Below are 23803 nucleotides of genomic sequence, written 5' to 3' on the forward strand. Positions count from 1 at the left end.
GCGGCGCGCCGGGTTGCATCAGTTGCCGGTCGGCATCGGGATGTTGAAGCCTTCTTCGTTGAGGTTGTCGCGGGTGTAATCATTCAGTTCCTGGTACCGGGTCAAGGTGGGCCGGCATGATCCTCGCTCTGCAGCGTGCGCGGCGGATGGTCGACGTACGTCTTCATCGTGTCCTGGATCGCAATGTTGATCGCCACCACCATGCAGGTCCGCTCGCTGAAATCGTTCATGAAGATGTCGTAGCGCTCTTGCGGATCCTGCCGGATATCGAAGATATGCGGCACGGTGGCGACGTGCTCCCCGGGCCCCTTCCAGCCCTGTTTGGCGTCGACCGCCAGGGCACCGGTGGCTGTACCGTTGTCGCCACGCCGGTCGAACACATGCGCCGAAGCTGAACAGTGGCTTATCCATCGTCTAGCCTGGGTGAATTCCAGTTGGCGGATGGATACTCCCCGCGCCCTGCCGGGTCGCACGCGGCGGCGGCGTCGATCGCCCCGAACCGTTCGCCCGGCCCGTCCAGCACGGGAAAACGGGGGCCGCGCTCCTTTCGGGATTGCCGGTCAAGCCTAGGCTTCAACACCCCGCCGACATGACGAAGCGATGAAACCGGCCCCATACACCGCCTTCACGAGGCCACACGAGACCGGGCGTAGGATTTCCGGACACATCCCAGTTCAGGAAGCTGTCATGTCCGCAATGCCGCTCGCTCGCATGCATCGCCCCCTCTCCATTGCCCTCAGCCTCCTGTTGCTTGCGTCGGTCGCCGTGCCTGTCCACGCGGTCGAACCCCTCGACACCTTCAGCATCAAGCTGGGGGGCTACGCCAGTCGATTCGACACCCAACTCTCGGTCGACGGCGGCAATCTGGAAGGCACCGAGATCGACCTGGACCGCGACCTCAATCTCGACCAGGACAGCACCATCGGCCTAGTGGGCATTTCCTGGCGGCCGTTCGAGCATCACGAATTCGGGCTGAACTATTACCAGGACGACGTCAGCGCGACCAAGGTCCTGCAGCGCGACATCGTGTTCGACGGCGTGACCTACGAGACCGACACCACGGTGAGGGCCGAGCGCAACCTCGATACCTACGAGGCGTACTACGTGTGGTGGGCGGCCTCGCACGAGAACTGGGCCCTGGGACCGCGCCTGGGCCTGGTCTGGTACAACCTCGACTTCGGCATCGACCTGACCGTCGACGCGAACGGCAATCCGGTTGGCAGCGGCGCGGGTTTCGACCGCGATGCCAACGGTGACGTGCCCGCTCCGGCGATCGGCGGCGGCTGGCGCTGGACCCCTGCGGACGATTGGCGCATTTCCGCCGACCTGGGCTATTTCAGCGCCGACATCAGTGACGTCGACGCCAACGTGACCTACGCGCGCGCCGGGGTGGAGTGGTTCCCCTGGGACAACTGGGGCTTCTGGGTCGACGTCACCGCGAACAGGATCGACGCCGACCTGAAGAAAGACGATTTCCGCGGCAACTTCGACTTCCGCGAAGAGGGCGTGCGCGTGGGCGTGGCGTATCGCTTCTGAGCGGACGGCTCCGGATCAGAATCGGAACGACATGCCAAGGAAGGGCCCGCCCATGCGGAGATCGTATGTGAAGTCGTTCGACGCGTAGTCCTGGGACAGGTAGCGATAGCCGACGTCGACGCTGTTGCCCGATTGCAGGAACCAGCGCGCGCCCGCGACTGCCTGCCATGACAGGTCGGTGCCACCCGCGCCGGCGTCAAGCTGGCCGAACAGGCCCCAACGCTCGGACACCTGGGCCGCGCCGCGAAGGCCGACGAAGCCGTCTACCCAGTTCTGTGAATCGGTGGCCCGGGCGCCGCCCGGCAGCGAAGGACCCGCGCCGACCTTGATCGTCGTGTTGGCGTCCGTATAGCGGATGCCGCCGATGAGATCGAGATGACTCGTGCCGGTACGGGTGACCCGATAAGTGGCACCCAGGTGCACGATCTTGTTCTTCGTCTCGCCTTCGACCTTGCCGTAGCCCTGGTCGACGAAAGCATTGGTGTCGTTGGAGAGCTTGGCGTAGAAGAAATCGGCGGCGATGCCCCAACGATCGCGACGTGCGTCCACGAAGGCCATTCCCGCGATGTCGAGGTTCGCCAGGATGTCTGAGAACGATGCATCGATGCTGCCGACCGGCCCGGCGTCGCCCAGGCCGATGTCGCCGGACATGCCGGTGCCCCACAGGTAGGGGGCCACGCGATAGTGCCAGGCACCGTCGTCGCTCTCGTAGTCGTTGGATGCTCCCGCGGCGCGGGCTGTGCAGGGAAGCAGGGGGGCGGCCAGGGCGGCCGACATCAACAGCAGGCGCAGGCTTCGCATGTCAATCCGCTCCGGAGTCGGGGGAAGGCGATCCATCGCGTCGGCGCGATCCACGCCGGGCAATGCGCCCCGGGGAAGCGTGGACGCACCGAGCTCAAGGATGCGTGAAGCATCACGCTTGGCGAACACCGTCGACGTGGAAGTCCAGCGCAGGGTGCGCTCTGCCTATTGCTCGCCGCCGCCCGCTGGCGGGCACGCGCCCAGAGCGAGGGACGCGGAGTCCAATGGTGGTGCATCCAGCCTCGATCGCCCCGTGAAAGCCGCCTTCACACTTGATGCACGCCCCCTTGACGAGCATGCCGGGGAACCATCGCGCCAGAGAGTCCTCAGTTTCTCCCTCTGCCCTGAAGGAACGCCCCATGTGCGCATCACGAGCTTCTGCCCTCGTCCTGCTGCTTGCGCCCACCAGTGCTCTCGCGCAACAGAGCGCGGACGAACTTGCCAAGCAGCTCTCGAACCCCGTCGCGGCGCTGATCAGCGTGCCGATGCAGTTCAATTACGACGAGACCTTCGGCGACGATGGCTACCGCTACACGCTCAACGTGCAGCCGGTGATCCCGATATCGATCTCCGAGGACTGGAACCTGATCTCGCGCACGATCATCCCGATCACCTACCAGAAGGACGTGCGACCGGGCACCGACCAGGCCGGCTTCGGGGATACGGTGCAGAGCCTCTTCTTCTCGCCCAAGGCGCCCACCGACGGCGGCCTGGTCTGGGGCGTGGGACCGGCGGCGCTGATCCCGACGGGCACCGACGACCTCGGCGCCGACACCTGGGCGCTGGGACCCACCGGCGTGTTCCTGTGGCAGAAGAACGGCTGGACCTACGGCGGCCTGTTCAACCACCTGGTCGACGTCGGCGGCAGCCGCCGCGTGGACATCAACTCGACCTTCCTGCAGCCCTTCGTTTCCCGTGGCTTCAGCGGCGGCCGCACCGTGGCGGTGAACCTGGAGTCGACCTACGACTGGGAAGCGGAGCAGTGGACGGTGCCGCTGAACATCGGCTACTCGAAGATCTCGAAGATCGGCAGCCAGCTGGTCAGCTACCAGGGCGGCGTGCGCGCCTATCTCGACAAGCCCGACGGCGGGCCCGACTGGGGCCTGCGCTTCACCTTCACGCTGCTTTACCCGAAGTGATGGCGCTCGGCATGTTCCGGCCACGGCGCGCGGCATGGGCGCTCTAGCAACCCGCCCCCTGGCCGTCCGCCTCGGCCTGCTGGCCGGCATGGCGACCGGATTCGCGCCGGCCGCCCTGGCGACCGACATCGCCACGGGCAGCGCGCCCGGCCAGGAGGAGGCCGAGCAGCTGCATGCGGGCCGCGAGGACGATGGCCGCAGCTTCGTCGTGCTGCCGATCCCGCAGTCCAGCCCCACGCTGGGGAACGGCGCGGTCCTGGCGGCCGTCCTCTACTACCAGCCCGAGGGCAGCGCTCGGCCGTGGATGACCGGCGGCGGCGCGCTGTGGACCGACAACGGCAGCCGCGGCGCGGCGCTGTTCCAGAAGGCCTACCTGGGTGGCGACCGCTGGCGCGTGACCGCGATCGCCGCCGACGCCGAGCTGCACCTGAAGTTCTACGGCATCGGCGAGGGCGCGGCCGAACGCGGGCGCTTCATCCGCATCGAGCAGTCGCCGACCTTCTACCGCTTCGACGCCCTGCGCAAGGTCGCGCCATCGCAATACCTGGGCCTTCGCCTGCAGAAGGTCGACGTGACGACGCGCGTGCCGCTGGATGCCCCGGCTTTCCCCGACCTCGACATCCCCAGCCCGCAGCTGGACGTGGCCCTGGCCGGACCGGGCCTGCTCTACGAATACGACACGCGCGACTCCGAGACCGGGCCCTCGCAGGGGACCTACTTCAACGCCCACGCGCAGTGGTACGTGTCGGGCTGGGGCTCCGACCGCGAGTACGCCAATGTGACGGCGGCACTCAACCACTACAGCACGTGGGGCCCCAAGGGCGTGCTGGCCCTGCGTGCCTACGCCTGCTCGGCGGGCGACAACGCGCCTTTCTTCGACCTCTGCCTGTTCGGCTCACAGGCCGACCTGCGCGGCTACGAAGGCGGGCAGTATCGCGACAGCACCCTGGTGGCGGTGCAGGGCGAATACCGCTGGCAGTTCGCCCGACGCTGGGGCGCGGTGGCCTTCGCCGGCGTGGGCGACGTGGCGCCCTCGTTCGGCGACTACCGCGTCGACGACCTGCTCCCCTCGGCGGGCGTGGGCCTGCGCTTCAAGGCCTCGACCGCGTACGACGTCAACGTCCGCGTCGACTATGCGCGCGGAAAGGACGGCGACGCGGTCTACTTCTCCATCGGCGAGGCGTTCTGAACAGCGCCGGAGGGCAGCCGGTTGGCGGCAGCGTTTCACGCACGGCTTACATCCGCTTGCTATCGTCGCTGTCTGCCTTGCTTTTGGTCGCGGCTTGCCGCCCGGGAACAGCGACGCGCATCCGCGTAGGTCCATCGCCCCGTCCCTGACCGGGAGCCATGCCATGCGACAGCTCAACCTCGCCGTCCTCGCCTCCGCCCTCGCCCTGTCGCTGCCGCTGGCCGGCTGCCAGCGGGACGACACTCCCTCGTCCCCGGCAACGGACACGGCGGCGGCACTACCCGGGGCCGACGACGCCACCGCCGATGCCGCGGTGGCCGACTACCCGACGCAGGCATACTTCGGCGACACCCACGTGCACACCGGCTGGTCCGCGGATGCCGGCATGGACGGCGCGATACTGACGCCCGAGGACGCCTACCGCTTCGCGCTCGGCCACGAAGTCAGCACCAACACCGGGCAGAAGGCGAAGCTGCGGCGGCCCTACGACTGGTTCATGGTCACCGACCACTCCGACGGCATGGGCACGATCAACGAGATCGTCGCCGGCAATCCGGAGATGATGGCGGTCGAGATGCTGGCCGGATGGAAGACCGCGCTCGAGGAAGGCGGCGAAGCCGCGGCCAAGGCCAAAAGCGAGCTGATCGTCGCGCAGTCGACCGGCAACCTGCCCGAGGTTGTCATGGACCCCAAATGGATGGTCTCCGCCTGGGAAAAGACCATCGAGGCGGCCGAGAAGTACAACGCACCCGGCAGCTTCACCACCTTCATCGCCTACGAATGGACGGTGAATTCCGACGGCGGCGACAACCTGCACCGCAACGTGATCTTCCGCGACGGCGGTGACCGCGCCAAACAGGTGCTGCCGCTGACCACGTTCGAGACCATGGATCCCTACAAGCTGTGGCAGTGGATGGCCGCTTACGAGCAGAAGACCGGTGGCCAGCTGCTGGCGATCCCGCACAACGGCAACATGTCCAATGGCCGCATGTTCGAGGAGCAGCAGTTCGATGGCTCGCCGATGACCGCCGAATGGGCCGCCATGCGCGCGAAGTACGAACCGCTCTACGAACTGACCCAGTTCAAGGGCCAGAGCGAGTCGCACCCCTACCTCTCGCCCAACGACGAGTTCGCGTCCTGGGACCTGTGGGACCGCGGCAACCTGATCCTCAAGCCCAAGGACAGCAAGGACGACTACCGCTACGAGTACTGGCGCGAGGCACTGAAGTCCGGGCTGCGCCTGCAGGATTCACTCGGCGGGACCAATCCGTTCAAGTACGGCGCCAACGCCGGCACCGACACCCATACGGGACTTTCCACGGCGGAGGAGGACAACTTCTGGGGCAAGTTCAAGACACTGGAGCCCAGTGCGGGCCGCTGGGACTTCCCGCTGCTGGATGGACCGTCCGACACCTACTGGGGCTGGGAGTCGTCGGCCACCGGGGTGACCGGCGTGTGGGCGGTCGAGAACACCCGCGCCGCGATCTGGGACGCGATGAAGCGCAAGGAGACCTTCGCCACCACCGGGCCCCGCATGAAAGTGCGCTTCTTCGGCGGATACGACTTCACCGACGAGGACCTCGCCGGCGACCTTGCCAAGGCCGGTTACTCGCGCGGCGTGCCGATGGGCGGCGACCTGGCGCCCGCGCCGGAAGGCCAGTCGGCCACCTTCCTGGTCGCGGCGATGAAGGACCCGGAAGGCGCGAACCTCGATCGCGTGCAGATCATCAAGGGCTGGGTCGATGCGAACGGCCAGATGCACGAGAAGGTATTCGAGGTGAAGTGGGCCGGCGAGCGCTCCGTTGGTGCCGACGGCAAGCTGCCGCCGATCGGCAACACGGTCGACGTGGCGAACGCCACCTACGAGAACTCGATCGGCGCCGGCGAGCTGGTCGCCCGCTTCGTCGATCCCGAGTTCGACCCCACGCAGAAGGCGGTCTACTACGTCCGCGTGCTGGAGATCCCGACGCCGCGCTGGACCGCGCATGACGTGAAGCGCTTCGGCGTGGAGATGGATGACAAGGTGCCGATGGTGCACCAGGAGCGCGCGTTCTCCTCGCCGATCTGGTACACCCCGGCAGCCCCGCAGGGCGCCACGGCCACGGCCGGACGCTGACCGGCTGCAGCCTCGGCGCCACGCGTCGCCTCAACCCCAGAACGAGGCGACGCGCTCGAACACCCAGAACATCGCGACGGTACCGATCGCGTAGGGCGCGGCATACTGCAGGCGCGCCGGCGGGCGCCATGGCAGGCGCCGCAGCAGCGCACCCAAGGCCAGCACGGCGGCGACGAAGAGCAACTGGCCCACTTCGACCCCCACGTTGAACATCAGCAGGGCCACAGGGATCGCCACCTGCGGCAGGCCGACCTCGGCCAAGGCACCCGCGAAGCCCAGGCCATGCAGCAGGCCGAAGCTGAAGGCGACCAGCCAGGGCGCGCGGGCGGTCAGGCCCGGCTTGCCGCGCAGACCGTGCACGACCTCGGCGGCGACGAAGACGATGCTCAACGCGATGATCGCCTCCACCGGCGGCCCCGGCACGTGGACCCAGCCCAGCGTCGCGGCGACCAGGGTGATGCTGTGGGCGACGGTGAACGCGGTGACGGTGGCGACGATGCGCCGCGCGCCACGCACCACCAGCAACAGCGCGAGGACGAACAGCAGGTGGTCGATGCCGGCCAGGATGTGCTCGATGCCGAGGACGAGGTAGGCCCAGGCGACCTCGCCCGTCCCGGCGGGTGCGGCCACGGTGAAGTGGGGGTCGTCGACCTTCAGCCGCTCGACCTGGCTGGTGCCGTCGGCGCGTTCCACCCGCGCGATCACGTCGCTGACCGTGGTGGCACGTCCCTCGATGCGGATGCGCTGCCCGACCAGCCCGCCAGGCCTGCGGATGCGCCAGCGTTCGAGCACCGCGCCGTCGACGAAGACCGCGCGCGGCTCGGTGACATTCTCGGTGCCCTCGGGCAGCACCACGTAAAGGGCCAGGCGCGTGGTCTCGTCCTGCGCGGGCACCTTCCAGGTGACGTCGTAGGTATCGCTGCCCGCTTCGCGCAGTTCCAGATAGGCCGGCCGGAACACGTCGGCCTGGGCGAAGCCCGCCAGCAGGAGCAGCAGCAGGCCGAGCCAGGGGGCGATGCGTCGCGCCGGACCCATCCGCTCAGGACGACGGTTCATGGCCCGGCCGTACCCGAGGGCGCGCGGGCACTGTCACCCGCGGGGGACGCATCGGTCGCCGCAGGCGCCGGCAAGGCGACGCCGTCGTCGAACACGACCTTGTAGCGCGTGCGCAGGCCCTGGTAGAGCGACTCGGCGACTTCGTCGCCGCGGGCCCGTGTCAGGTCGCGCTCCACCTGGGCCCTGACCTCGGCCAGGTCCGGCATGCGCCCCGGCGTGCGCGATTCGATCCGCACCAGGTGCTGGCCATAGCCCGACTCGACCGGGCCGGACCATCTGCCCTCGGGCAAGGTCGCCAGGCCTTCGACGAAGGCCTCGCCGAAGATCCGCGCGTACTCGTTCGCGCTCGCGTCCTCCAGCCGCCCCGGCAACAGGGTGGTGTCCCCGACGCCGTCGGCCCGCCCCTCTCGCAACGCGGCCAGACCGGCAGCGATGCGGGCGCGACGCGCCTTTACGTCGCCCCGTGGTTCGAAGAAGACCTGCTGCAGGGTGTAGCGCGGCGGCATGCGGTAGGCGTCCGCGTGCGCCTGCAGCCAGGCCTCGAGCTCGGCGTCCGAGGGGGCGGCGGCCGCGGCCATGCCCTCCGACATGAACTGCATCTTCTGCACCACGCGCCGGCGCACCACGGTGTCGTCCTCGTCGAGGCCGGCCGCCACGCCCTCGCGGTAGAGGATTTCCTCGCGGACCCAGCCGTCGACCAGGTTCCGGAGCTCGACCGCGTTGGGCGGGCGTTGCCAGGTGCGCTCGAAGACCTCTTGCAACGCATCCACCCGCGCCTGGTCGACCACGATCTCGTCGGGCGCGCGCAGGGCGTCGCGATTGAGGGCGCCATACAGGACGAACAGCAGACCGCCCAGCAGGAGGAAATGGACCAGCGGCTCACGCAGGAATGCAGGCATTGCGCACGACGACCTCGGCCCGGCGATGGCCCACGCTATCCCGACGGCGGTGGTTTTGACTACACACAACCTTCACGCGGCCGCCACCGCGCGTGGGCGTATCCTGCCCCTGTTCACGCATCCGCACCTTTCCGGAGCCTGCCATGAAAGCGAAGCACGTCCTCGCGTCCGTCCTCGTCGCCTGCCTGGCCGCCTGCGCCAGCACGCCCACCGTCTACACCGACCACAGTCCGACGGCCGACTTCAGCCAGTACGACAGCTACACCTGGTCGCCCGACCTGCAGGGCATGTCGCCGCTGGTGCAGGAGCGCGTGGTCGCGGCCATCGATGCGCAGTTGCAGGCCAAGGGCTGGCGACGGGCCGCCGAGGGCGGCGACGTGACCGTCGTCGTGCGCGCCTCCACCGAAGCCAAGCAGGACGTCGACACCTACTACGAACAGCCCATGTGGGGCGGCTGGGGCTGGCGCAACTCCTGGATGTACGGTCCGGGCTACCCGACCACCACGGTGCGCAACTACACCGAGGGCACGCTGGTGGTGGACATGTTCGATACCGCCAGCAAGCGGGCGATCTGGCGCGGCACGGCCACCGGTACCGTTTCCAAGGACCCTCAGAAGAACGCGACCGCGGTGCAGGCGGGCCTCGCCGAGATGTTCGAAGGCTTCCCGCCGCAGTAAGCCGATGGCCGGGCGTCGCGCCACCAGCCCGCCCCTTCGCGAAGGCCACCGCGCGGTGCCCCTTGCCGGCATCGCGCTGGCGCTTTCCATCGCCTGCACGCCGGCAATGGGCGCGCCGAAGACCGACGTGGTGGTGCTGCGCAACGGCGACCGCATCACCGGCGAGATCAAGGGCCTGGACCGCGGCATCCTGAGCTTCAAGACCGATGCCATGGGGACGCTGTCGATCGAGTGGCCGCATGTCGCGCGCATCGAGACCGCGCAATACCTCGAGGTCGAGCAGACCGACGGCAACCGCAGCTACGGGCATGCCACCGACCCGGCGGCCGAGGGCAGCGTCGTGCTCGGCGCCGAGGACAGTACCGACACGCAGGCACCGTTGCAGATGGAAAGCATCGTGCGGATCACGCCGATCTCCGAAGGCAGCTGGCTCGACCACATCGACGGCCATGCCAGCCTGGGGCTGAGCGCGGCCTCGGCCAACGAGGACCGGCAGGTCACGGTGTCCGCCGACATGACCTACAAGGCGCCCCGGCGCAGCTGGACGATGACCTACGAGGCCGCGCGCACGGAGTCGGCCAACAATCCGGTGTCCGAGCGCCAGGACCTCAATGGCATCCACCGCTGGTTCCGCAGCGAGCGCTGGTACTGGGCCGCCACCGCCGGCCTGACGACCAACGACGAGCTCGACCTCAACCTGCGCAGCCTGATCGGCGCGGGGCTGGGACGCTACTGGCTGCAGTCCTCCAACCACGCCTTCTCCACCCTCGGCGGGCTGGTCTTCACCAACGAAGAGTTCGAGGGCGAACAGCGGCAGGAGAACGTCGAAGCCATACTGCAGGCGCGGTACGAGTTCTTCCACTTCGACAATCCCGATGTCGACCTGTCGGGCCAGGTGACGCTGTTCCCCAGCCTCACGGTGAGCGGCCGGGTGCGCAGCGAACTCTCGCTGAAGGCGCGCTATGAACTGGTCAAGGACCTGTACTTCGAGCTCAGCTACATCCGCAGCCAGGACAACCAGCCGCCGAACGACGACGCCGAGCAGAACGACTGGTCGCTGAGCAGCTCGCTGGGCTACAAGTTCTGAGCGGCCGTCGGGTCCGGGTCGGCGAAGGCGACCATGGCCCGACCCTCGGCGAGCAGCTCGCCGGCATGGTGGATCGCGAAGGCGTATTGCTGGCTGGACGGGCCCGCCAACAACAGGGTCGCCGACCCCTCCAGCGGACCCGGCAGCGTGTCGATGCAGGCCACGTGCAGGCGCACGGCGCGCAGCGCGACGAGCATGCCCGCTCGGGGCGGTGCGCCGCCATCCTCGCCGAGCAGTCCACCGTGCACCGCCATCGCCTGCGCGCCGTATTCGCACAGGTGCACCGCCGCCAGGCGACCGCGTCGGCGGAGCGGATGCGCGGGGTCGCGATGATTGTCCGCGCGCAAGCGGATCGACGTGGCGTCCCAGTCCATGACCGCATCCCACAGGCACATCGTGCCCTGGTGGGGCACGCGCGCGAGGATGCCGGCGCGGTCGAGGATCGAGTTGGCGGTCATGCCATGCCCTCGCGCCGGCGCGTGACGAGCACCGCGAGGCTGAGGTTGAACAGCACGCCCAGCGCCACCGTGCTGCCGATCGCGCGCAGCACCGGGATCGAGGACAGGCCCAGCAGCGCGAACACCAACAGGGTCGAGATCGCGCAGACGATCAGCGCGTGCAGGGTGCGGCGCTGTTCGGCGCGATCATGGCCGGCATGGTCGAAGAACAGGGCGTAGTCCAGGCCCAGGCCGGCGGCGAGCATCAGTGCGACCAGGTGGAAGAGGTTCAGTTCCACGCCGGCCATGCGCAGCACGGCCACCACCAGCACGGTGCTCAAGAGCATCGGCGCCATCACCCGCATGGTGCGGCGTACGTGGCGCAGTACCGCGCCGACGCCCAGCGCCAGCAGCACCACGGCCAGGCCGAGCGCCCACAGCACGCGTTCTCGGTACTCGGCGACCAGCGATTCGGACGCGCCCTTCAGGTCGAGCAGGGTCGCCCCTTCCGCCTTTGCCACGTGCGCCACCGCGGCCGGATCGACCAGGCCGGTCAGGGTGACCAGGGCGGTGGCGCGGTCCCGGGACTGCAGGAGAAGTCCGCCGATCCGCGTTTCCAGTGGCGTGCCGGCGACATCGCCGGCCGACAACGGCCGGGCCGTGCGCGCGGTCTCCACGTCATCGATGAAGCCACCGAATGCATCGGGCCGGAACGGCGTGCCTGCGACCGCGGCATCGAGTTCGGCCTGCAGGGCCTCGCGGGTCGGCAGGCGATCTTGCCGCGCGCGCTGGGTGGCGAGGCTGGGCAGGTAGCGCGCCGCCATGTCGTAGTCGGCCACGGCGCCCTGTGCGCGCAGCGCGTCCAGGGCCGGGCGCATGCGCTCGGTGTGCGCCAGCACCGCGTCGGCATCCGCGCCCTCCACCGCGATCATGTAGCGCACGTCCGGCGCGCCCAGCGCGTGGCGCAGCTGCAGGTCGCGCGCGAGCGCCGCTTCGGGCACCGGCGTCAGGCGCGCGAGGTCGTTCTCCCAGAACGCCCCGGGCACGAAGACGACCGCGGCGGCGGCGATACCGGCCAGGCCGAGCGAGAACGTCGAGTTCATGCGTGGCAGGCGCTCGACGCGTTCCAGCAGGGCATGCGTCAAAGACAGGTCGGCGACGTCGCGCGGTACCGGATCCAGCACCGCCGGCAGCAGGAAGCGGGTGCTCAGCGCGGCGGTCGCCAGGCCGGCGACGGTGAACACCGCCAGCTGGCGCAGGCCGTCGACGCCCGAGACGAAGAAGGTCAGGTAGGCCAGGCAGGTGGAGGCGACGCCGGTGGCCAGGGTCTTCCAGATGGTCCGTGCGCTCTCGTAGGCGCTGCGACCGGGCCGCTGGTGGCTGAGCAGGTGGATCGGATAGTCGGCGGCGATGCCGATGAGGGTGAAACCGAACGCCAAGGTGATGCCGTGCACCTGTTCGCTGAAGACCAGGGCGACGGCGGCCAGGCCGGCCAGGCCGGCGGTGGCCACCGGCAGCGCGGCCTGCAGCGGAACCTGCCAACGCCGGTACGCGACCAGCAACATCAGGCCGAAGCCGACGCCCCCCAGGGTGCCGAACAGGGTGGCTTCGCGGCGCGTGCGCTCGCCGATCTCCACCGAGAACGCGCCGGGGCCGGTGATGCTCAAGCGCGCCGGACTCTCGCCGCGGACCTCATCGAAGGCCGCGCGGACGGCAGCCAGCGCGGCCTGCTGGCCCTGCGGATCGAAGCCCGCGGCGCGGGTTTCCAGCAACATGAGCGCCTCGCGGTCGCCGGCGCCACGCCGGGGCGATGCCTCCGTGGCCGGTGCCGGATCAGCCGTGGGCGCGGCGTGCGTCGCCTCGGCGAGGTCGGCAGCCGGCGCGGGCGTGAACCAGACCCCATGCCACAACTCGGGCGCGGTGGCCGGGGTCCAGGCGTCGGCCAGGCGCAGGGTTTCCAGGGTCGGGTCGCGCGGCAGCAGCGCCTCGAGCTGGGCCGCCGCGGGCGAGCCGAGATCCTGTACGCGCTGGTCGAGTTCCTCCTGCAACCAGGCGCGGTCGAAGCGCTGGCCATCGACGGTCGGCGACAGCATGTACCGGTAGGGCCGCAGCGCTTCCGGGATGGCATCCAGGCCGCCGTCGTGGCCGTTGGCGACCACGCTGAAGCGCGGGTCGCCGTCCAGCGCATCGCGCATGGCCAGCGACTGCCGCGCCAGTTCACCCGGCGCGTCGCCCGACAGGGCCACCAGCAGCAGGCGCGCGCCCGGCCCCTCCCCGAGTTCCTCGATCAGGAGCTTCTGGGAAGGCGTGCGCGCAGTGGGCATGAAATGGCGCAGGTCGCCGCTGACTTCCAGGTGGCGCGCAATCCAGGCCCCGGCGAGGCCGAGCACGGCCAGCCAGAGCACGGCCAGGCCGAGGCGTCGCGCCAGGGTCATCGCGCCGTGGCGTCCATGCCCGGGGCGGTCGCGCCGTCGCACATCGCGCGCAGCGCGGCGCCATCGTCGATGTCCTGCGCCTCCACGACCGCGCCGGCGAGCAGGGTGCGCTGGGCGTCGCCACCGACGGGTTGGCTTTCGATGCAGCGGAGCTCGGCACCGCGTCCGCGCAGGCGCACGTCGCTCAGGCGTGCGGCGACGGCGGCGTCGCGCGGCACCAGGCGCAGCGTCCAGTTCCGGCGACTGCCATCGACCGTGACCCGGTAGTGACGTTCAAGCTCCAGGCGGTCGCCGCCCAGCAGGGCGCCGAAGCCCGACTGGAGACCGGCCAGCTCGGGCGCGCGCGACATCGAGAAGCGCCGGGGCCCGCGGCCCTCGCGCTCGATGACGATCTCGCCCCTGGCGATGGTGGTGGTCTCGCGATAAGGCGCCTGCACCTCGCGTACGAGGGTGTCGCCGTCCGGGCGGCGATACTCGCCGGTGATGCGCAAGGGCGCCTTGAGCAGCGCGGACCCGCGCAGCTCGAGGAAGGGGGTGCGTGCCGGCGCCGGCCGGACGATCCGCGCCAGCACCCAGTCCACGTCGGCCGGGGCGTCCACGCGCTGGGCCGCGGCCAGCGGCAGCGCGCCCGCGCAAGCAGCCAGCATGACCAGGGTGGCGCTAGCGAGCCGGGGGAACCGGCCGGGCGTTCGAAGCGGATTTCGCATCATCGACTTGCCAGAAATCATAGAAGTTGAACCAGTTGTAGGGCGCTTGGCGGGCGTGGTGTTCCAGGCGCAGGGCGTACCGGGCGATCCACGCCGGCATCGCCTCGGCACGCTGCCGCCGTGGCGCCGCAAGGCCTTCGCTGAAGGCTTCGAACACCAGGTCGTAGTGGCGTCCCCCGCGATAAAGGCCGAATGCCAGCACCACCGGCAGTTCGAGCACCGCGGCGATCAGCCATGGTGCCGTCGGGAACGGTGCCGGGGCGTCGATGAACGGCACCGATACCGTCGGCTCGCCCGGTCGCGCGCGGTCGGCCAGGATGGCCACGATCGCGCCCTCCGAGGCGGCCTGCTGGATCGCCAGCACGATCGAGGGGCCGTCCTGGGCGGCATCGATGATGTTGCGCGCGAGGGTGGGATTGAGGGCATCGAGCAACTGGGTGATCGCGGGATTGTGCTGTTTGTCGAGCACCACCCGCACCGGCACGTTGGGACGCTGGGTGGCCAGGGCGCGCAGGCCGTCGAAGCTGCCCAGGTGGGAGCCGAACAGCAGCACGCCGCGGCCGCGGTCGAGCACCTCGTGCAACGCGTCCAGTCCGTGGGTGCGGATGTCGAAGCTGTCCATGCGGCCGCCCAGCAGGAACACGCGGTCGAGGATGGTGGAGGCGAAGGTGTGGATGTGCCGGGCGACGTCCAGCAGGCCCGCCGGTCGCCCGAGCACGCGCCCCAGGTAGGCGCGCGAGGCGCGACGCTCCGGTCCGCGCATGATCAGGAAGTACAGGGTGATCGGGTACAGCAGCGCGCGGGCCGGGGCGCGGCCGAGGCGGCGCGCGATGACCTGGATCAGCCAGATCGCGAAGCGCCCACCGCCTTCGGGGCGACGGGTCCAGTCGCCACCGTGCTCGCCGCCGACGGGATGGGTGACGCTCATGCGCCGCCGGTCCTGAGTTCGCCGGTGGCGAGCAGGGCGTCGCCGCGATGGACACGGAAGCGCCAGCGGCCCGCTGCGCCGGCGAGGCCGTCGTCCAGCCGCTCCAGCGCGATGCATGCCTGCTCACCGGGCAACAGGGGCTGCAGGAACTTCAGTTGCGGCCACGCCCATGCGGCGTCGACCGGCGCACCGGCGCGTTCTGCGGCCTCGACCACGTGATCGAGGATCAGCACGCCGGGCACCAGCGGGTGCCCGGGGAAATGACCGGGCAGGCAGGGGTGGTCGGACGGAACGGAGAACTGCATGGCGGATTCGGGCATCGGGGCCGGGACTGCGGCACAGGATAGCCGTGACCGGCGGTATCGGCGTTCAGCTTCGCCCCGGCGATGCCGGCGGGCGGCTGAACAGGTCCCGCCAGAAGGGCGGCCCCAGCCGCCCCATCATGCGCAGGAAGTCGAGGAAGTTCCGATACGGCCGGTCCGGGAAGTAGCGCCGCCGCAGCGCGTATTCGGCGACGAAGAACACGCCGACCAGGCCGTAGTTGAGCAGGTTGGCGAACAGCGACCACTGCTCGCGGGTGATCGTCAGCGGCGCCTCCACGCCCAGCAACGCCAGCGCGCCGTCGGGCACCGCGATCAGCGCCAGCACGCCGTTGATCGCGCACAGCAGGCCCAGCACCCCTGCCCATGCGATGCTCAGGCGGCGGGTGTAGCGCCGCAGCCCGGGCGCCAGCCCGGCGACCCCGCATCGCTCCATCTCGCCGACGATCCGCGTGATCAGCGCGCCGCGCGGATCGCGCAGGCTGCGCGCGAACATCCACGCGGCAAGGCCGGTGAACAGCATCGGGGGCGCCAGCAGGAGCAGGCGTGGCACCACCGTCCCGGCCAGTGCGACCAGCAGCGCGGCCACGGCGGCCAGGAGGAGCCAGGCCCCGGGCCGCCGCTGCACGAGTCCGTCGACGAGGATGACCAGCGCCAGGTCGAGCAGGGCGACCACCGCGGCCAGCGCCCCGCCGCCATGCGCGGCCCAGTGCGCCAGCCACGGGTAGGCGAGCGCCAGCAGCAGGCGGAGGAGGAAGCTGTCCACGACGGGCGCGGCCGCCGGCGCGGCGTCAGACCGCCTTGTGGGCTTCGATATGCGCCGAGAGCGAACGCAGCGAGGCAAAGATCCGGCGGTTCTCGTCGCTGTCCGAGCGCAGCTGGAAACCGTAGCGCTTGGAGATCGCCAGCGCCAGCTCGAGCGCATCGATCGAGTCCAGGCCCAGGCCCTCGCCGAACAGGGCGTCTTCGGGGTCGATCGACGCGGCGTCGACCTCTTCCAGGTTCAGGCTTTCGACCAGCAATTGGGCCAGTTCGTGCTCGGCGGGACTCTGTTCGGACATCGGGACTTCACTGGAAAGGGCGGACAAGAGCGCCACGATCCGGCATCCCGCGCGCCGACGCAAGCCGGATCGGCCCGGATCGGCCCGCGCCGGCGGATAATCCGCTCGCGGGCGGGCCGTCCCGGTATCATGGCGGCATGACCGACGAAGCACCCGCGGCGCCGCGCCGCGCCGGCCACCTCGACCACGCGACCCCCGTACCGAAGGGCGATGCCCTGTCCTGTGACGTGCTGGTCATCGGCGGCGGCCCCGCCGGCTGCACCGCGGCCACCCTGCTCGCCCGCAGCGGCCACCGCGTGGTCATGCTGGAGAAGGACCGCCACCCGCGCTTCCACATCGGCGAATCGCTGCTGCCGATGAACCTGCCGATCCTCGAGCGCCTGGGCGTGCTGGAGCAGGTGCGCGCGATCGGGGTGCACAAGCGCGGCGCGGATTTCCCGGTGGTCGGCGAGCCGGAACGTGCGCACCACTACAGTACCTTCCACTTCGAGCGCGCCCTCGACCCGCGCGCCGACCACGCCTTCCATGTCAATCGGGCCGACTTCGACGCGCTGCTGTTCGCGCACGCGCGGCGCGAGGGCGTGGACGCGCGCGAAGGGATCCAGGTGGAGCGCGTCGCCTTCGCTGCCGAGGGCCGCCCCGACCGCGTCCACGCGCGCGACGCCGATGGCACGCCCCGGGTGTTCGCCCCGCGCTACGTCGTCGACGCCAGCGGCCGCGACACCCTCCTCGGCCGCCAGCTCGGCCTCAAGCGCAGGAACACCGCCCACCAGTCGGCGGCCATCTTCAGCCATTTCCGCGGCGTGGCGCGCCGCGAAGGCGACGATGCCGGCAACATCACCGTGCAGCGTTTCGCGCATGGCTGGACCTGGCTGATCCCGCTGCCCGGCGACGTCATGAGCGTGGGCGCGGTGTGCTTCCCCGAATACCTCAAGCAGCGCCGGGGCGACACCGGACGCTTCCTGCTCGACACGTTGATGGCGCAGCCCCAGGTCGCCGCGCGCATGCAGGGCGCCGAGCGCGTCGGCGACGTGCACGTCACCGGCAACTATTCCTATGCCTGCACGCGCATGGGCGGCCCGGGCTGGCTCCTGGTCGGCGATGCCCATGCCTTCGTCGACCCGGTGTTCTCCTCGGGCGTCTTCCTGGCCATGGACAGCGGCGAGCGCGCCGCCGGTGTGGTCGAGGCCGCGCTGCGCGAACCTGCGCGCGAGGCCGCGCTGCAGGCGGCCATGCAGCGCCGGCTCAAGCGCGGGCTGGGCCACTTCGAGTGGTTCATCTACCACTTCAACACGCCCGTGATGCGACACCTCTTCAACCATCCGCGCAACAACTGGCAGGTCGAGCAGGCCGTGATCTCGATGCTGGCCGGCGATGTGTTCGACAACCCCGCGGTACTCCGCCGGCTGTACGTGTTCCGGCTGATCTACGCCCTCACCGCACTGGGGTTGGCGCCCGTGGCCCTGCGGGCGTGGTGGCAACGACGACGCCAGGCCCGCGTGCGCTTCGAGGCCGACACCCTGCACCCCGCCTCCGCCCTGTCCGGCGAAGAAGGCAGCGTCGATGCTGGCGGGCCCGCCGGGGGTTCGGCCGTGGAGGCCGGCCGATGAGCGCGCATCCGGCCTTCGCCGAGGCGCCGCGCCTGTCGGTAGACTACCGCCCGGGCCCGCTCGACGCGCTCCTGGCCGGCCCGGACGTGCTCGCGGTGTTCGGTTTCGGCAGCCAGGCCCCGCTCGATCCGGATCCGCGCTACCTGCGCGTCGGCACCGAGGTGCCCGCCGGACGGCCCGACCGCTTCGAAGTCTGGACCAGCCCGGGCCCGGTCGCCCGTGGCCGGGAGGGCGACGTCGCCTGGGCCAGCAACGGCCAGCTGCTGTTCGGCGCGATCGAGGTGGACGAACAGGCGATCGAGGCGGCTTCGGGCGACATCGAGGGCGCCGCCGAACATGCCTATCGCCGCATGGAGGCATCGATCCACCAGCACGGCTACCCGCATTTGCTGCGGACCTGGAACTACCTGGCCGACATCACCCGGGGCGAGGGGGACGCCGAGCGCTATCGCCGCTTCTGCGTGGGGCGCGCCAATGGCATCCGCGCCGCCACTGGCGACATCCGCCCCGGCACCCTGCCCGCTGCCACCGCGATCGGCCGCACCGACGGCGTCCACCGCCTGCAAGTCTACTGGTTGTCCGCGCGCGAGCCCGGCACCCCGCTGGAAAACCCCCGGCAGGTCAGCGCCTACCGCTACCCGCGCCAGTACGGCCCGCAGCCGCCCAGCTTCGCCCGCGCCATGCTGCCGCCGCCCGGCAGCGAAATGCCGATGTTCCTGTCCGGCACCGCGGCGGTGGTCGGCCACGAGACCCGCCATGCCGAGTCCACCGCCGGCCAGCTCGACGAAACCCTGGCCAATTTCGACAGCCTGCTCGCCGTCGCACGCGAACGGCACCCGGGGCTCCCGCCGCACTTCGATCCCCGGTCGCGCCTGAAGGTCTATGTCCGCGAGGCCGACGAGCTGGACGAGGTCGAGCGCCTGCTCGTCGACCGGCTCGGTCCCGAGGTGCCCTTCGTGGTGCTGCACGCGGCGATCTGCCGCCGCGACCTGCGCATGGAGATCGACGGGGTCCATGGCGGCTGAGCCCACGGTCCGGCGGCATGACTTTGGGGCCTCGCGCCGGGGCCCGGCCTGGGGCACGCTTGCCACCTGCGCGCTGCGCGCGACCACGAAACGGAGGAACGCACGATGGGACTGATCAGCCTGCTCTGGGGCATCCTGGCCATGGCATGGATGGTGATCGCGCTCGTGCCGATCATCAGCCTGAGCAACTGGCTGCTGATCCCGTTCGCGGCGATCGGCGCGGTGATCGGCGCGATCGGCGTGCTGTTCACCCGCAGCGAGCGCAATGGCCGCGCCAAGGCCGGCCTGGTGCTCAATGGCATCGTCATCGTCGTTGCCATCGCGCGCCTGGGCCTGACCGGCACCGGCGGCCTGCTCTGAGGTTCGCGCGAGTTGAATCCCAGCGCTCGCTGGGGTGAGGCGGACCGCTTGCGCGTCACGGCCGCGCGGACCGGCCGAACGCCCAGCGCGATGCGCTGGGCCGGGGAGAACTCCCGAGCTTTGCGAAAGGCTGGATCCCCCGCCTCGTAGGGTGGGTAGAGCCGAAGGCGAAACCCACCGTCGCGATGCTGGATCCACGACGAGTGATGGGTTTGCTTCGCGCTTCCCATCCTACGGTGCTGCCCTGCCCTGGCCTCGTAGGGTGGGTAGAGCCGAAGGCGAAACCCACCGTCGCGTTCTCGCATGCCCGACGAGTGATGGGTTTTGCTTTGCGCTACCCACCCTACGATGCTGCCCTGCCCCGGCCTCGAAGGGTGGGTAGAGCCGAAGGCGAAACCCACCATCGCGTTCTCGCATGCCCGACGAGTGATGGGTTCTGCTTCGCGCTACCCATCCTACGGTGCTGCCCTGCCCTGGCCTCGTAGGGCGGGTCGAGCCGAAGGCGAAACCCACCGTCGTGTTCTCGCACGCCCGACGAGTGATGGGTCTTGCTTCGCGCTACCCATCCTACGAGGGGCGTGGGATCGCGAGGCAACCGCAAAGGCGACTTGCCACGTAGCCCGGGTAAGCGAAGCGCACCCACCGAGCGTTTGAAAGCAAAGGCTGGATTCCAGCGTTCGCTGGAATGACGGTTTGTTGGGTTGCCGGACGGGTTTGGCCGCATCGTCACCGTAGGGTCGGTCGAGCCGAAGGCGCTACCCACAGTGGCCACCCGCGCCACACGGGGCGGACCGCCACCCGCCGCAAGGCCGGAAGGCGTAAAATGCGCGAATGGCCTTTCCCGACATCCGCATGCGGCGCATGCGCCGCGACGATTTCTCGCGCCGCCTCATGCGCGAGCACACCCTGACGACGGACGACCTGATCTATCCGGTCTTCGTGCATGAGCTCGACGGCCGCGAACCGGTCCCGTCGATGCCGGGCGTGGAGCGCCTGTCGATCGAGGAACTCCTGCGCGTGGCCGACCAGGCGAGCGCGCTGCGCGTGCCGGCGCTGGCGCTGTTCCCCGTCACCGCCCCCGATGCCAAGTCCCTGACCGCCGAGGCCGCGTGGGCGGAGGACGGCCTGGTGCAACGTGCGGTGCGGGCGCTCAAAGAGCGCTTCCCGCAGCTCGGGGTCATCACCGACGTCGCCCTCGACCCGTACACCCGCCACGGCCAGGACGGCCTGCTCGACGACAGCGGCTACGTGGTCAACGACGCCACCGTGGAGGCCCTGGTGCGCCAGGCTGCTTCGCATGCCGCGGCCGGCGCCGATGTGGTCGCGCCGAGCGACATGATGGACGGCCGCATCGGCGCCATCCGCGAAGCGCTCGAGGCAGGCGGGCACGTCCACACGCGCATCATGGCCTACAGCGCGAAGTACGCCAGCGCCTACTACGGGCCCTTCCGCGATGCGGTCGGCAGCGCCGGCGCGCTCGGCAAGGCCGACAAGAAGACCTACCAGATGGATCCGGCCAATTCGGACGAGGCCCTGCGCGAAGTCGGCCTGGACCTCGACGAAGGCGCCGACATGGTCATGGTCAAGCCGGGCCTGCCCTATCTGGACATCGTGCGCCGGGTGAAGGACAGCTTCGGCGCGCCGACCTTCGTCTACCAGGTGAGCGGCGAGTACGCGATGCTCAAGGCCGCCGCCGGCCATGGCTGGCTCGACGAGCGCGCCTGCGCGCTGGAGGCCCTGGTGTCGATGAAGCGCGCCGGCGCCGACGGCGTGCTCACCTATTTCGCGCTGGACGCGGCGCGCTGGATGCGCGAGGCTTGAGGCTCCGGCGCCCGGCGCGGGCGCCTCGACCCGGGAGATCATCGGCATGAATGCCACTGCGCTTGGTTGGCTCCTGCTGGCCGCCACCGCCACCGCCACCGCCTCGCCAGGTAGCAGTCCTGAAGGCAAGTACATCGCCAAGGCCCTCCCGGACGGCTCGATCGAGCTGCGCGTCACCGGCAGCACGGACGCCCCCACGGATGCGAGCCCGGCGAGCCTCAAGCTCGGCCCCATGCTCGAAGCGGCGGCTGCGAAGGAGTGCCCCACGGGCTACGACCTCACCCGGGACCCGACACCCAGCGTACGGGTCGAATCGGGCAAGCTCATCGCGTCCTTGGGCGGCATTGCGCGCTGCAAACCCCCGGCGCGCCGCTAGGGCATGCCGGCGCGTGGCCGTGCGGCACACGCACGTCGCCCGCGCTTCGAAGCCGGGGCCGCGACACGGTCGGGATCCCCGCATTCGCCGCAGGATGCCGGCCTCAGCGCGGGGGAGGCGCGACAGATGCCCGCAGGCATCCCGCTTTCCCCGTCACCTTCGGCGAGACGGTGCGGTAGATGTCGAGCTTGCCTGCGCGCGGCGACCGCGCGATGCCGCTGACCAGCAGTTCGGTCGGCTTGCTCCAGTCGGGCGCCGGAGCGAAGGTCACCTGGTCGGCGGTATTGAACGACAGGGCCATCGGCTCGGCCAGGGCGTAGGCCTGGCCATCGCATTGCGCGACGAACACCCGGACCGGCGCCTCGTTCGCGCGCGAGCCGCGCGCGAAGACCAGGGTCGCGCCGTCGCCCAGCCAGGCGGCGTCGAACTCGTCGTCGGGCGTGTTGATCGCCCCGGGCAACGGCGTCGGCGCACTGAAGGCGACGCCGTCCCAGTGCGCGACGAAAATATCGTGGCGGCCCTGGCCGCCGTGTCCGTCGCTCGAGAACAGCAGGCTGTCGCCGTCCGGTCCGGGCATGGGCGCCCACTCGTCACCGTCGGTGTTGACGCCGGCGCCGAGGTTGACCGGCTTGCCGAAGCCGCCGTCGGCCAGCGCGGGCGCACGATAGAGATCGTCGCCGCCGTGGCCGCCGCGCCGGTTCGACCGGAAGTACAGCCAACGACCGTCCGGGCTCAACATCGGATCGAACTCGTCGGCCCGGGTATTGAGCGCCAGCGGCGCGGCGTCCTGCCAGCGGCCGTCGCGCAAGCGCGCGTGCCACAGGTCCTTGCCGCCGGCACCGCCCTCGCGATCGATCGCACCCCAGACGATGCGCTGGCCATCGGCACTGACGCTGGCATGGCCTTCGCCCGCCGCGGTGGACACCACGTGCATGCCTTCGATGCCGTATTCCGACAGGCCCTGGGCACCCGCCATTGACGGCCACGGGAGTAGACTGAACGCCAGTACGGCGACGAAGGAGCGCATCCTGAGTTCTCCGGACGATTTCCAACAGTCTAAGCGAGGCCCCCATGAGCGAAACCGTCATCAAGCGCTTTGCCGTCATCGGACACCCGGTGGCGCACTCCCTGTCGCCGCGCATCCACGCCGCGTTCGGCAAGCAACGGGGCATCGCGCTCGAGTACACGGCCATCGACGCCACGCCCGAGCAGTTCGACGCCGCGCTCGCGGCCTTCGCCGCCGGGGGCGGCACCGGCGCCAACATCACCCTGCCGCACAAGCAGTACGCAGCCACGGTCTGCGAATCGCTGACCGAGCGCGCCCAGCGCTGCGGCGCCGCCAACACGCTGATCCGTACCGACACCGGCTGGCTGGGCGACAACACCGACGGCCTGGGCCTGGTGCGCGACCTCACCGAGCGCCACGGTCAGGACCTGCGCGGCCGCAAGGTGCTGCTGATCGGTGCCGGCGGTGCCGCCCGCGGCGTCGCGCCCGCCCTGCTCGACGCCGGCATCAAGTCGCTCTTCATCGTCAACCGCACCCCGGCCCGCACCGACGCCCTGGCCGACGTGCTGGGCGAGCCCGACCGCGTGCACCCGCGCAACTTCGAGGACCTGGGCAACCTCGGCGGCTTCGACCTGATCGTCAACGCCACCTCGGCCGCGCGCGAGGCCGCGCTGCCGTTCCTGCCCAGTTCGCTCGTCGCGCCGCGTGCCGATGCGGTCGACTTGAGCTACGGCGAGGTCGCGATCCCCTTCCTGGCCTGGGCACGCGCCGCCGGTGCCGACGTCGTCGTCGACGGTCTCGGCATGCTCGTCGAACAGGCCGCCGAAGCCTTCCAGCGCTGGCACGGCGTCCGCCCGGACACCAGCGCGGTCTACGCAGCGCTGCGCGAGTCGTACACGTCACTGCGGACCGGCGACTGAGTCCGGCCGGGCTCACGCCACGCCGATGGAATGCCGGAGCGGCTGCGGGGCGTGCTGCATCGCGCCCTCGATCCATTCGCCCATCCCCGGCATGCCGCATGGCAAGCCCGCCGGCATGCCCTGCGTGCAACTGGACGACCGCCTGCGCTGTCGCCTGTTCGGGCGGCCCGAGCGCCCGGCGTTCTGCGCGTCCTTGCGACCCTCGCCGTCCATGTGCGGCGACGACCGTGCGTCGGCCTTGGCCGGGCTTGCGGAGCTGGAACGCCTGACCCGGCCTGACCGGCCCTGAGTCCGGAG

25 protein-coding genes are annotated in these 23803 nt (G+C 70.3%); 13 read left to right on the top strand and 12 right to left on the bottom strand.

Features of this window, described 5'->3' with window-relative positions:
* Nucleotides 1–101: 101 nt before the first annotated feature.
* Nucleotides 102–380, bottom strand: a complete 279-nt coding sequence (locus FKV25_RS01510; RefSeq protein WP_141517024.1) for a hypothetical protein — start codon at nucleotides 378–380, stop codon at nucleotides 102–104.
* A 307-nt stretch (nucleotides 381–687) separates the two neighbouring features.
* Between FKV25_RS01510 and FKV25_RS01515 the strand changes: the two genes are divergently transcribed.
* The gene (locus FKV25_RS01515; protein WP_141517025.1) at nucleotides 688–1536 is read left to right on the top strand and encodes an outer membrane protein; all 849 of its coding nucleotides are present in this window, start codon (nucleotides 688–690) and stop codon (nucleotides 1534–1536) included.
* A gap of 15 nt (nucleotides 1537–1551) precedes the next feature.
* Here the strand turns inward: FKV25_RS01515 and FKV25_RS01520 are convergent, their stop codons facing one another.
* On the bottom strand, nucleotides 1552–2337 hold the full coding sequence (locus FKV25_RS01520; protein ID WP_141517026.1) for a porin family protein: 786 nt from the start codon (nucleotides 2335–2337) through the stop codon (nucleotides 1552–1554).
* A 359-nt stretch (nucleotides 2338–2696) separates the two neighbouring features.
* Between FKV25_RS01520 and FKV25_RS01525 the strand changes: the two genes are divergently transcribed.
* The 3 genes from FKV25_RS01525 to FKV25_RS01535 all read left to right on the top strand — a co-directional run bounded on the left by FKV25_RS01525 (nucleotide 2697) and on the right by FKV25_RS01535 (nucleotide 6781).
* Nucleotides 2697–3476 carry a transporter gene (locus FKV25_RS01525; RefSeq protein WP_141517027.1) on the top strand — a complete coding sequence of 260 codons (780 nt, stop codon included), beginning with the start codon at nucleotides 2697–2699 and terminating at the stop codon, nucleotides 3474–3476.
* A 34-nt stretch (nucleotides 3477–3510) separates the two neighbouring features.
* Nucleotides 3511–4665, top strand: coding sequence for a BamA/TamA family outer membrane protein (locus FKV25_RS01530; protein WP_141517028.1), 1155 nt, complete (start codon nucleotides 3511–3513; stop codon nucleotides 4663–4665).
* A 163-nt stretch (nucleotides 4666–4828) separates the two neighbouring features.
* Nucleotides 4829–6781: a DUF3604 domain-containing protein gene (locus tag FKV25_RS01535; protein ID WP_141517029.1), complete on the top strand. Its 1953-nt coding sequence runs from the start codon at nucleotides 4829–4831 to the stop codon at nucleotides 6779–6781.
* Nucleotides 6782–6811: 30 nt separating this feature from the next.
* Here FKV25_RS01535 and FKV25_RS01540 read toward each other — a convergent pair whose 3' ends face one another.
* Nucleotides 6812–7837: a HupE/UreJ family protein gene (locus tag FKV25_RS01540; RefSeq protein WP_211345337.1), complete on the bottom strand. Its 1026-nt coding sequence runs from the start codon at nucleotides 7835–7837 to the stop codon at nucleotides 6812–6814.
* Entirely contained in the window at nucleotides 7834–8736 is a 903-nt protein-coding gene (locus tag FKV25_RS01545; protein WP_141517030.1) for a peptidyl-prolyl cis-trans isomerase, read from the bottom strand. The genes FKV25_RS01540 and FKV25_RS01545 overlap by 4 nt, the downstream gene beginning before the upstream one ends.
* Before the next feature lie 143 nt (nucleotides 8737–8879).
* Here FKV25_RS01545 and FKV25_RS01550 point away from each other — a divergent pair, with 143 nt between their 5' ends.
* Nucleotides 8880–9413: a DUF4136 domain-containing protein gene (locus FKV25_RS01550; protein ID WP_141517031.1), complete on the top strand. Its 534-nt coding sequence runs from the start codon at nucleotides 8880–8882 to the stop codon at nucleotides 9411–9413.
* 4 nt (nucleotides 9414–9417) lie between these two features.
* On the top strand, nucleotides 9418–10500 hold the full coding sequence (locus tag FKV25_RS01555) for a DUF481 domain-containing protein (RefSeq protein WP_141517032.1): 1083 nt from the start codon (nucleotides 9418–9420) through the stop codon (nucleotides 10498–10500).
* On the opposite strand, the gene FKV25_RS01560 is transcribed toward FKV25_RS01555, so the two are convergent.
* The 7 genes from FKV25_RS01560 to FKV25_RS01590 form a co-directional block, all read right to left on the bottom strand.
* Entirely contained in the window at nucleotides 10488–10958 is a 471-nt protein-coding gene (locus FKV25_RS01560; RefSeq protein WP_141517033.1) for a hotdog family protein, read from the bottom strand. The two genes, FKV25_RS01555 and FKV25_RS01560, sit on opposite strands and share 13 nt — an antisense overlap.
* Complete coding sequence (locus tag FKV25_RS01565) at nucleotides 10955–13372, bottom strand: MMPL family transporter (protein WP_141517034.1); 2418 nt, start codon at nucleotides 13370–13372, stop codon at nucleotides 10955–10957. Before FKV25_RS01565 ends, FKV25_RS01560 begins: the two co-directional genes overlap by 4 nt.
* Nucleotides 13369–14019, bottom strand: coding sequence for a LolA-related protein (locus FKV25_RS01570; protein WP_141517035.1), 651 nt, complete (start codon nucleotides 14017–14019; stop codon nucleotides 13369–13371). The genes FKV25_RS01565 and FKV25_RS01570 overlap by 4 nt, the downstream gene beginning before the upstream one ends.
* Nucleotides 14020–14032: 13 nt before the next feature.
* Nucleotides 14033–15007: a lysophospholipid acyltransferase family protein gene (locus tag FKV25_RS01575; protein ID WP_141517036.1), complete on the bottom strand. Its 975-nt coding sequence runs from the start codon at nucleotides 15005–15007 to the stop codon at nucleotides 14033–14035.
* The gene (locus tag FKV25_RS01580; RefSeq protein ID WP_141517037.1) at nucleotides 15004–15312 is read right to left on the bottom strand and encodes an ApeI family dehydratase; all 309 of its coding nucleotides are present in this window, start codon (nucleotides 15310–15312) and stop codon (nucleotides 15004–15006) included. The genes FKV25_RS01575 and FKV25_RS01580 overlap by 4 nt, the downstream gene beginning before the upstream one ends.
* 64 nt (nucleotides 15313–15376) lie before the next feature.
* A complete protein-coding gene (locus FKV25_RS01585; RefSeq protein ID WP_246071826.1) occupies nucleotides 15377–16093 on the bottom strand; it encodes a COG4648 family protein in 717 nt (238 codons plus the stop codon).
* A 25-nt stretch (nucleotides 16094–16118) separates the two neighbouring features.
* The gene (locus FKV25_RS01590) at nucleotides 16119–16388 is read right to left on the bottom strand and encodes a phosphopantetheine-binding protein (protein WP_141517038.1); all 270 of its coding nucleotides are present in this window, start codon (nucleotides 16386–16388) and stop codon (nucleotides 16119–16121) included.
* A 137-nt stretch (nucleotides 16389–16525) separates the two neighbouring features.
* Here FKV25_RS01590 and FKV25_RS01595 point away from each other — a divergent pair, with 137 nt between their 5' ends.
* The 5 genes from FKV25_RS01595 (at nucleotide 16526) to FKV25_RS01615 (ending at nucleotide 21580) form a co-directional block, all read left to right on the top strand.
* On the top strand, nucleotides 16526–17998 hold the full coding sequence (locus FKV25_RS01595) for an NAD(P)/FAD-dependent oxidoreductase (protein WP_141517039.1): 1473 nt from the start codon (nucleotides 16526–16528) through the stop codon (nucleotides 17996–17998).
* Nucleotides 17995–19023, top strand: coding sequence for a chorismate transformation FkbO/Hyg5 family protein (locus FKV25_RS01600; RefSeq protein ID WP_246071827.1), 1029 nt, complete (start codon nucleotides 17995–17997; stop codon nucleotides 19021–19023). The genes FKV25_RS01595 and FKV25_RS01600 overlap by 4 nt, the downstream gene beginning before the upstream one ends.
* A 105-nt stretch (nucleotides 19024–19128) precedes the next feature.
* The gene (locus FKV25_RS01605; RefSeq protein ID WP_141517040.1) at nucleotides 19129–19383 is read left to right on the top strand and encodes a hypothetical protein; all 255 of its coding nucleotides are present in this window, start codon (nucleotides 19129–19131) and stop codon (nucleotides 19381–19383) included.
* A gap of 831 nt (nucleotides 19384–20214) precedes the next feature.
* Complete coding sequence (gene hemB, locus FKV25_RS01610) at nucleotides 20215–21204, top strand: porphobilinogen synthase (RefSeq protein ID WP_141517041.1); 990 nt, start codon at nucleotides 20215–20217, stop codon at nucleotides 21202–21204.
* A gap of 46 nt (nucleotides 21205–21250) precedes the next feature.
* On the top strand, nucleotides 21251–21580 hold the full coding sequence (locus FKV25_RS01615; protein WP_141517042.1) for a hypothetical protein: 330 nt from the start codon (nucleotides 21251–21253) through the stop codon (nucleotides 21578–21580).
* A gap of 103 nt (nucleotides 21581–21683) precedes the next feature.
* Here FKV25_RS01615 and FKV25_RS01620 read toward each other — a convergent pair whose 3' ends face one another.
* On the bottom strand, nucleotides 21684–22607 hold the full coding sequence (locus tag FKV25_RS01620) for a TolB family protein (RefSeq protein ID WP_141517043.1): 924 nt from the start codon (nucleotides 22605–22607) through the stop codon (nucleotides 21684–21686).
* A 44-nt stretch (nucleotides 22608–22651) separates the two neighbouring features.
* Here FKV25_RS01620 and aroE point away from each other — a divergent pair, with 44 nt between their 5' ends.
* Both aroE and FKV25_RS01630 read left to right on the top strand, forming a co-directional pair.
* On the top strand, nucleotides 22652–23506 hold the full coding sequence (gene aroE, locus FKV25_RS01625; protein ID WP_141517044.1) for a shikimate dehydrogenase: 855 nt from the start codon (nucleotides 22652–22654) through the stop codon (nucleotides 23504–23506).
* A gap of 25 nt (nucleotides 23507–23531) precedes the next feature.
* Nucleotides 23532–23795 (top strand): YkgJ family cysteine cluster protein, encoded by a 264-nt coding sequence (locus FKV25_RS01630; RefSeq protein ID WP_141517045.1) that lies wholly within the window; start codon nucleotides 23532–23534, stop codon nucleotides 23793–23795.
* The last annotated feature ends 8 nt before the right edge of the window (nucleotides 23796–23803 follow it).

Origin of the sequence: Marilutibacter aestuarii (genome assembly GCF_006546775.1) — a bacterium.
Classification (GTDB): Bacteria; Pseudomonadota; Gammaproteobacteria; order Xanthomonadales; family Xanthomonadaceae; genus Marilutibacter; species Marilutibacter aestuarii.

Excerpts from the sequence above, each read along its gene's own strand:
- FKV25_RS01525 (WP_141517027.1), top strand. The coding sequence starts at position 2,697 with ATGTGCGCATCACGAGCTTCTGCCCTCGTCCTGCTGCTTGCGCCCACC.
- FKV25_RS01530 (WP_141517028.1), top strand. The coding sequence starts at position 3,511 with ATGGGCGCTCTAGCAACCCGCCCCCTGGCCGTCCGCCTCGGCCTGCTG.
- FKV25_RS01545 (WP_141517030.1), bottom strand. The coding sequence starts at position 8,736 with ATGCCTGCATTCCTGCGTGAGCCGCTGGTCCATTTCCTCCTGCTGGGC.
- FKV25_RS01570 (WP_141517035.1), bottom strand. The coding sequence starts at position 14,019 with ATGCTGGCTGCTTGCGCGGGCGCGCTGCCGCTGGCCGCGGCCCAGCGC.
- FKV25_RS01615 (WP_141517042.1), top strand. The coding sequence starts at position 21,251 with ATGAATGCCACTGCGCTTGGTTGGCTCCTGCTGGCCGCCACCGCCACC.
- FKV25_RS01580 (WP_141517037.1), bottom strand. The coding sequence starts at position 15,312 with ATGCAGTTCTCCGTTCCGTCCGACCACCCCTGCCTGCCCGGTCATTTC.
- FKV25_RS01515 (WP_141517025.1), top strand. The coding sequence starts at position 688 with ATGTCCGCAATGCCGCTCGCTCGCATGCATCGCCCCCTCTCCATTGCC.
- FKV25_RS01575 (WP_141517036.1), bottom strand. The coding sequence starts at position 15,007 with ATGAGCGTCACCCATCCCGTCGGCGGCGAGCACGGTGGCGACTGGACC.
- hemB (WP_141517041.1), top strand. The coding sequence starts at position 20,215 with ATGGCCTTTCCCGACATCCGCATGCGGCGCATGCGCCGCGACGATTTC.
- FKV25_RS01535 (WP_141517029.1), top strand. The coding sequence starts at position 4,829 with ATGCGACAGCTCAACCTCGCCGTCCTCGCCTCCGCCCTCGCCCTGTCG.
- FKV25_RS01565 (WP_141517034.1), bottom strand. The coding sequence starts at position 13,372 with ATGACCCTGGCGCGACGCCTCGGCCTGGCCGTGCTCTGGCTGGCCGTG.
- FKV25_RS01540 (WP_211345337.1), bottom strand. The coding sequence starts at position 7,837 with ATGAACCGTCGTCCTGAGCGGATGGGTCCGGCGCGACGCATCGCCCCC.
- FKV25_RS01560 (WP_141517033.1), bottom strand. The coding sequence starts at position 10,958 with ATGACCGCCAACTCGATCCTCGACCGCGCCGGCATCCTCGCGCGCGTG.
- FKV25_RS01605 (WP_141517040.1), top strand. The coding sequence starts at position 19,129 with ATGGGACTGATCAGCCTGCTCTGGGGCATCCTGGCCATGGCATGGATG.
- aroE (WP_141517044.1), top strand. The coding sequence starts at position 22,652 with ATGAGCGAAACCGTCATCAAGCGCTTTGCCGTCATCGGACACCCGGTG.
- FKV25_RS01630 (WP_141517045.1), top strand. The coding sequence starts at position 23,532 with ATGGAATGCCGGAGCGGCTGCGGGGCGTGCTGCATCGCGCCCTCGATC.
- FKV25_RS01550 (WP_141517031.1), top strand. The coding sequence starts at position 8,880 with ATGAAAGCGAAGCACGTCCTCGCGTCCGTCCTCGTCGCCTGCCTGGCC.
- FKV25_RS01590 (WP_141517038.1), bottom strand. The coding sequence starts at position 16,388 with ATGTCCGAACAGAGTCCCGCCGAGCACGAACTGGCCCAATTGCTGGTC.
- FKV25_RS01595 (WP_141517039.1), top strand. The coding sequence starts at position 16,526 with ATGACCGACGAAGCACCCGCGGCGCCGCGCCGCGCCGGCCACCTCGAC.
- FKV25_RS01620 (WP_141517043.1), bottom strand. The coding sequence starts at position 22,607 with ATGCGCTCCTTCGTCGCCGTACTGGCGTTCAGTCTACTCCCGTGGCCG.
- FKV25_RS01520 (WP_141517026.1), bottom strand. The coding sequence starts at position 2,337 with ATGCGAAGCCTGCGCCTGCTGTTGATGTCGGCCGCCCTGGCCGCCCCC.
- FKV25_RS01555 (WP_141517032.1), top strand. The coding sequence starts at position 9,418 with ATGGCCGGGCGTCGCGCCACCAGCCCGCCCCTTCGCGAAGGCCACCGC.
- FKV25_RS01600 (WP_246071827.1), top strand. The coding sequence starts at position 17,995 with ATGAGCGCGCATCCGGCCTTCGCCGAGGCGCCGCGCCTGTCGGTAGAC.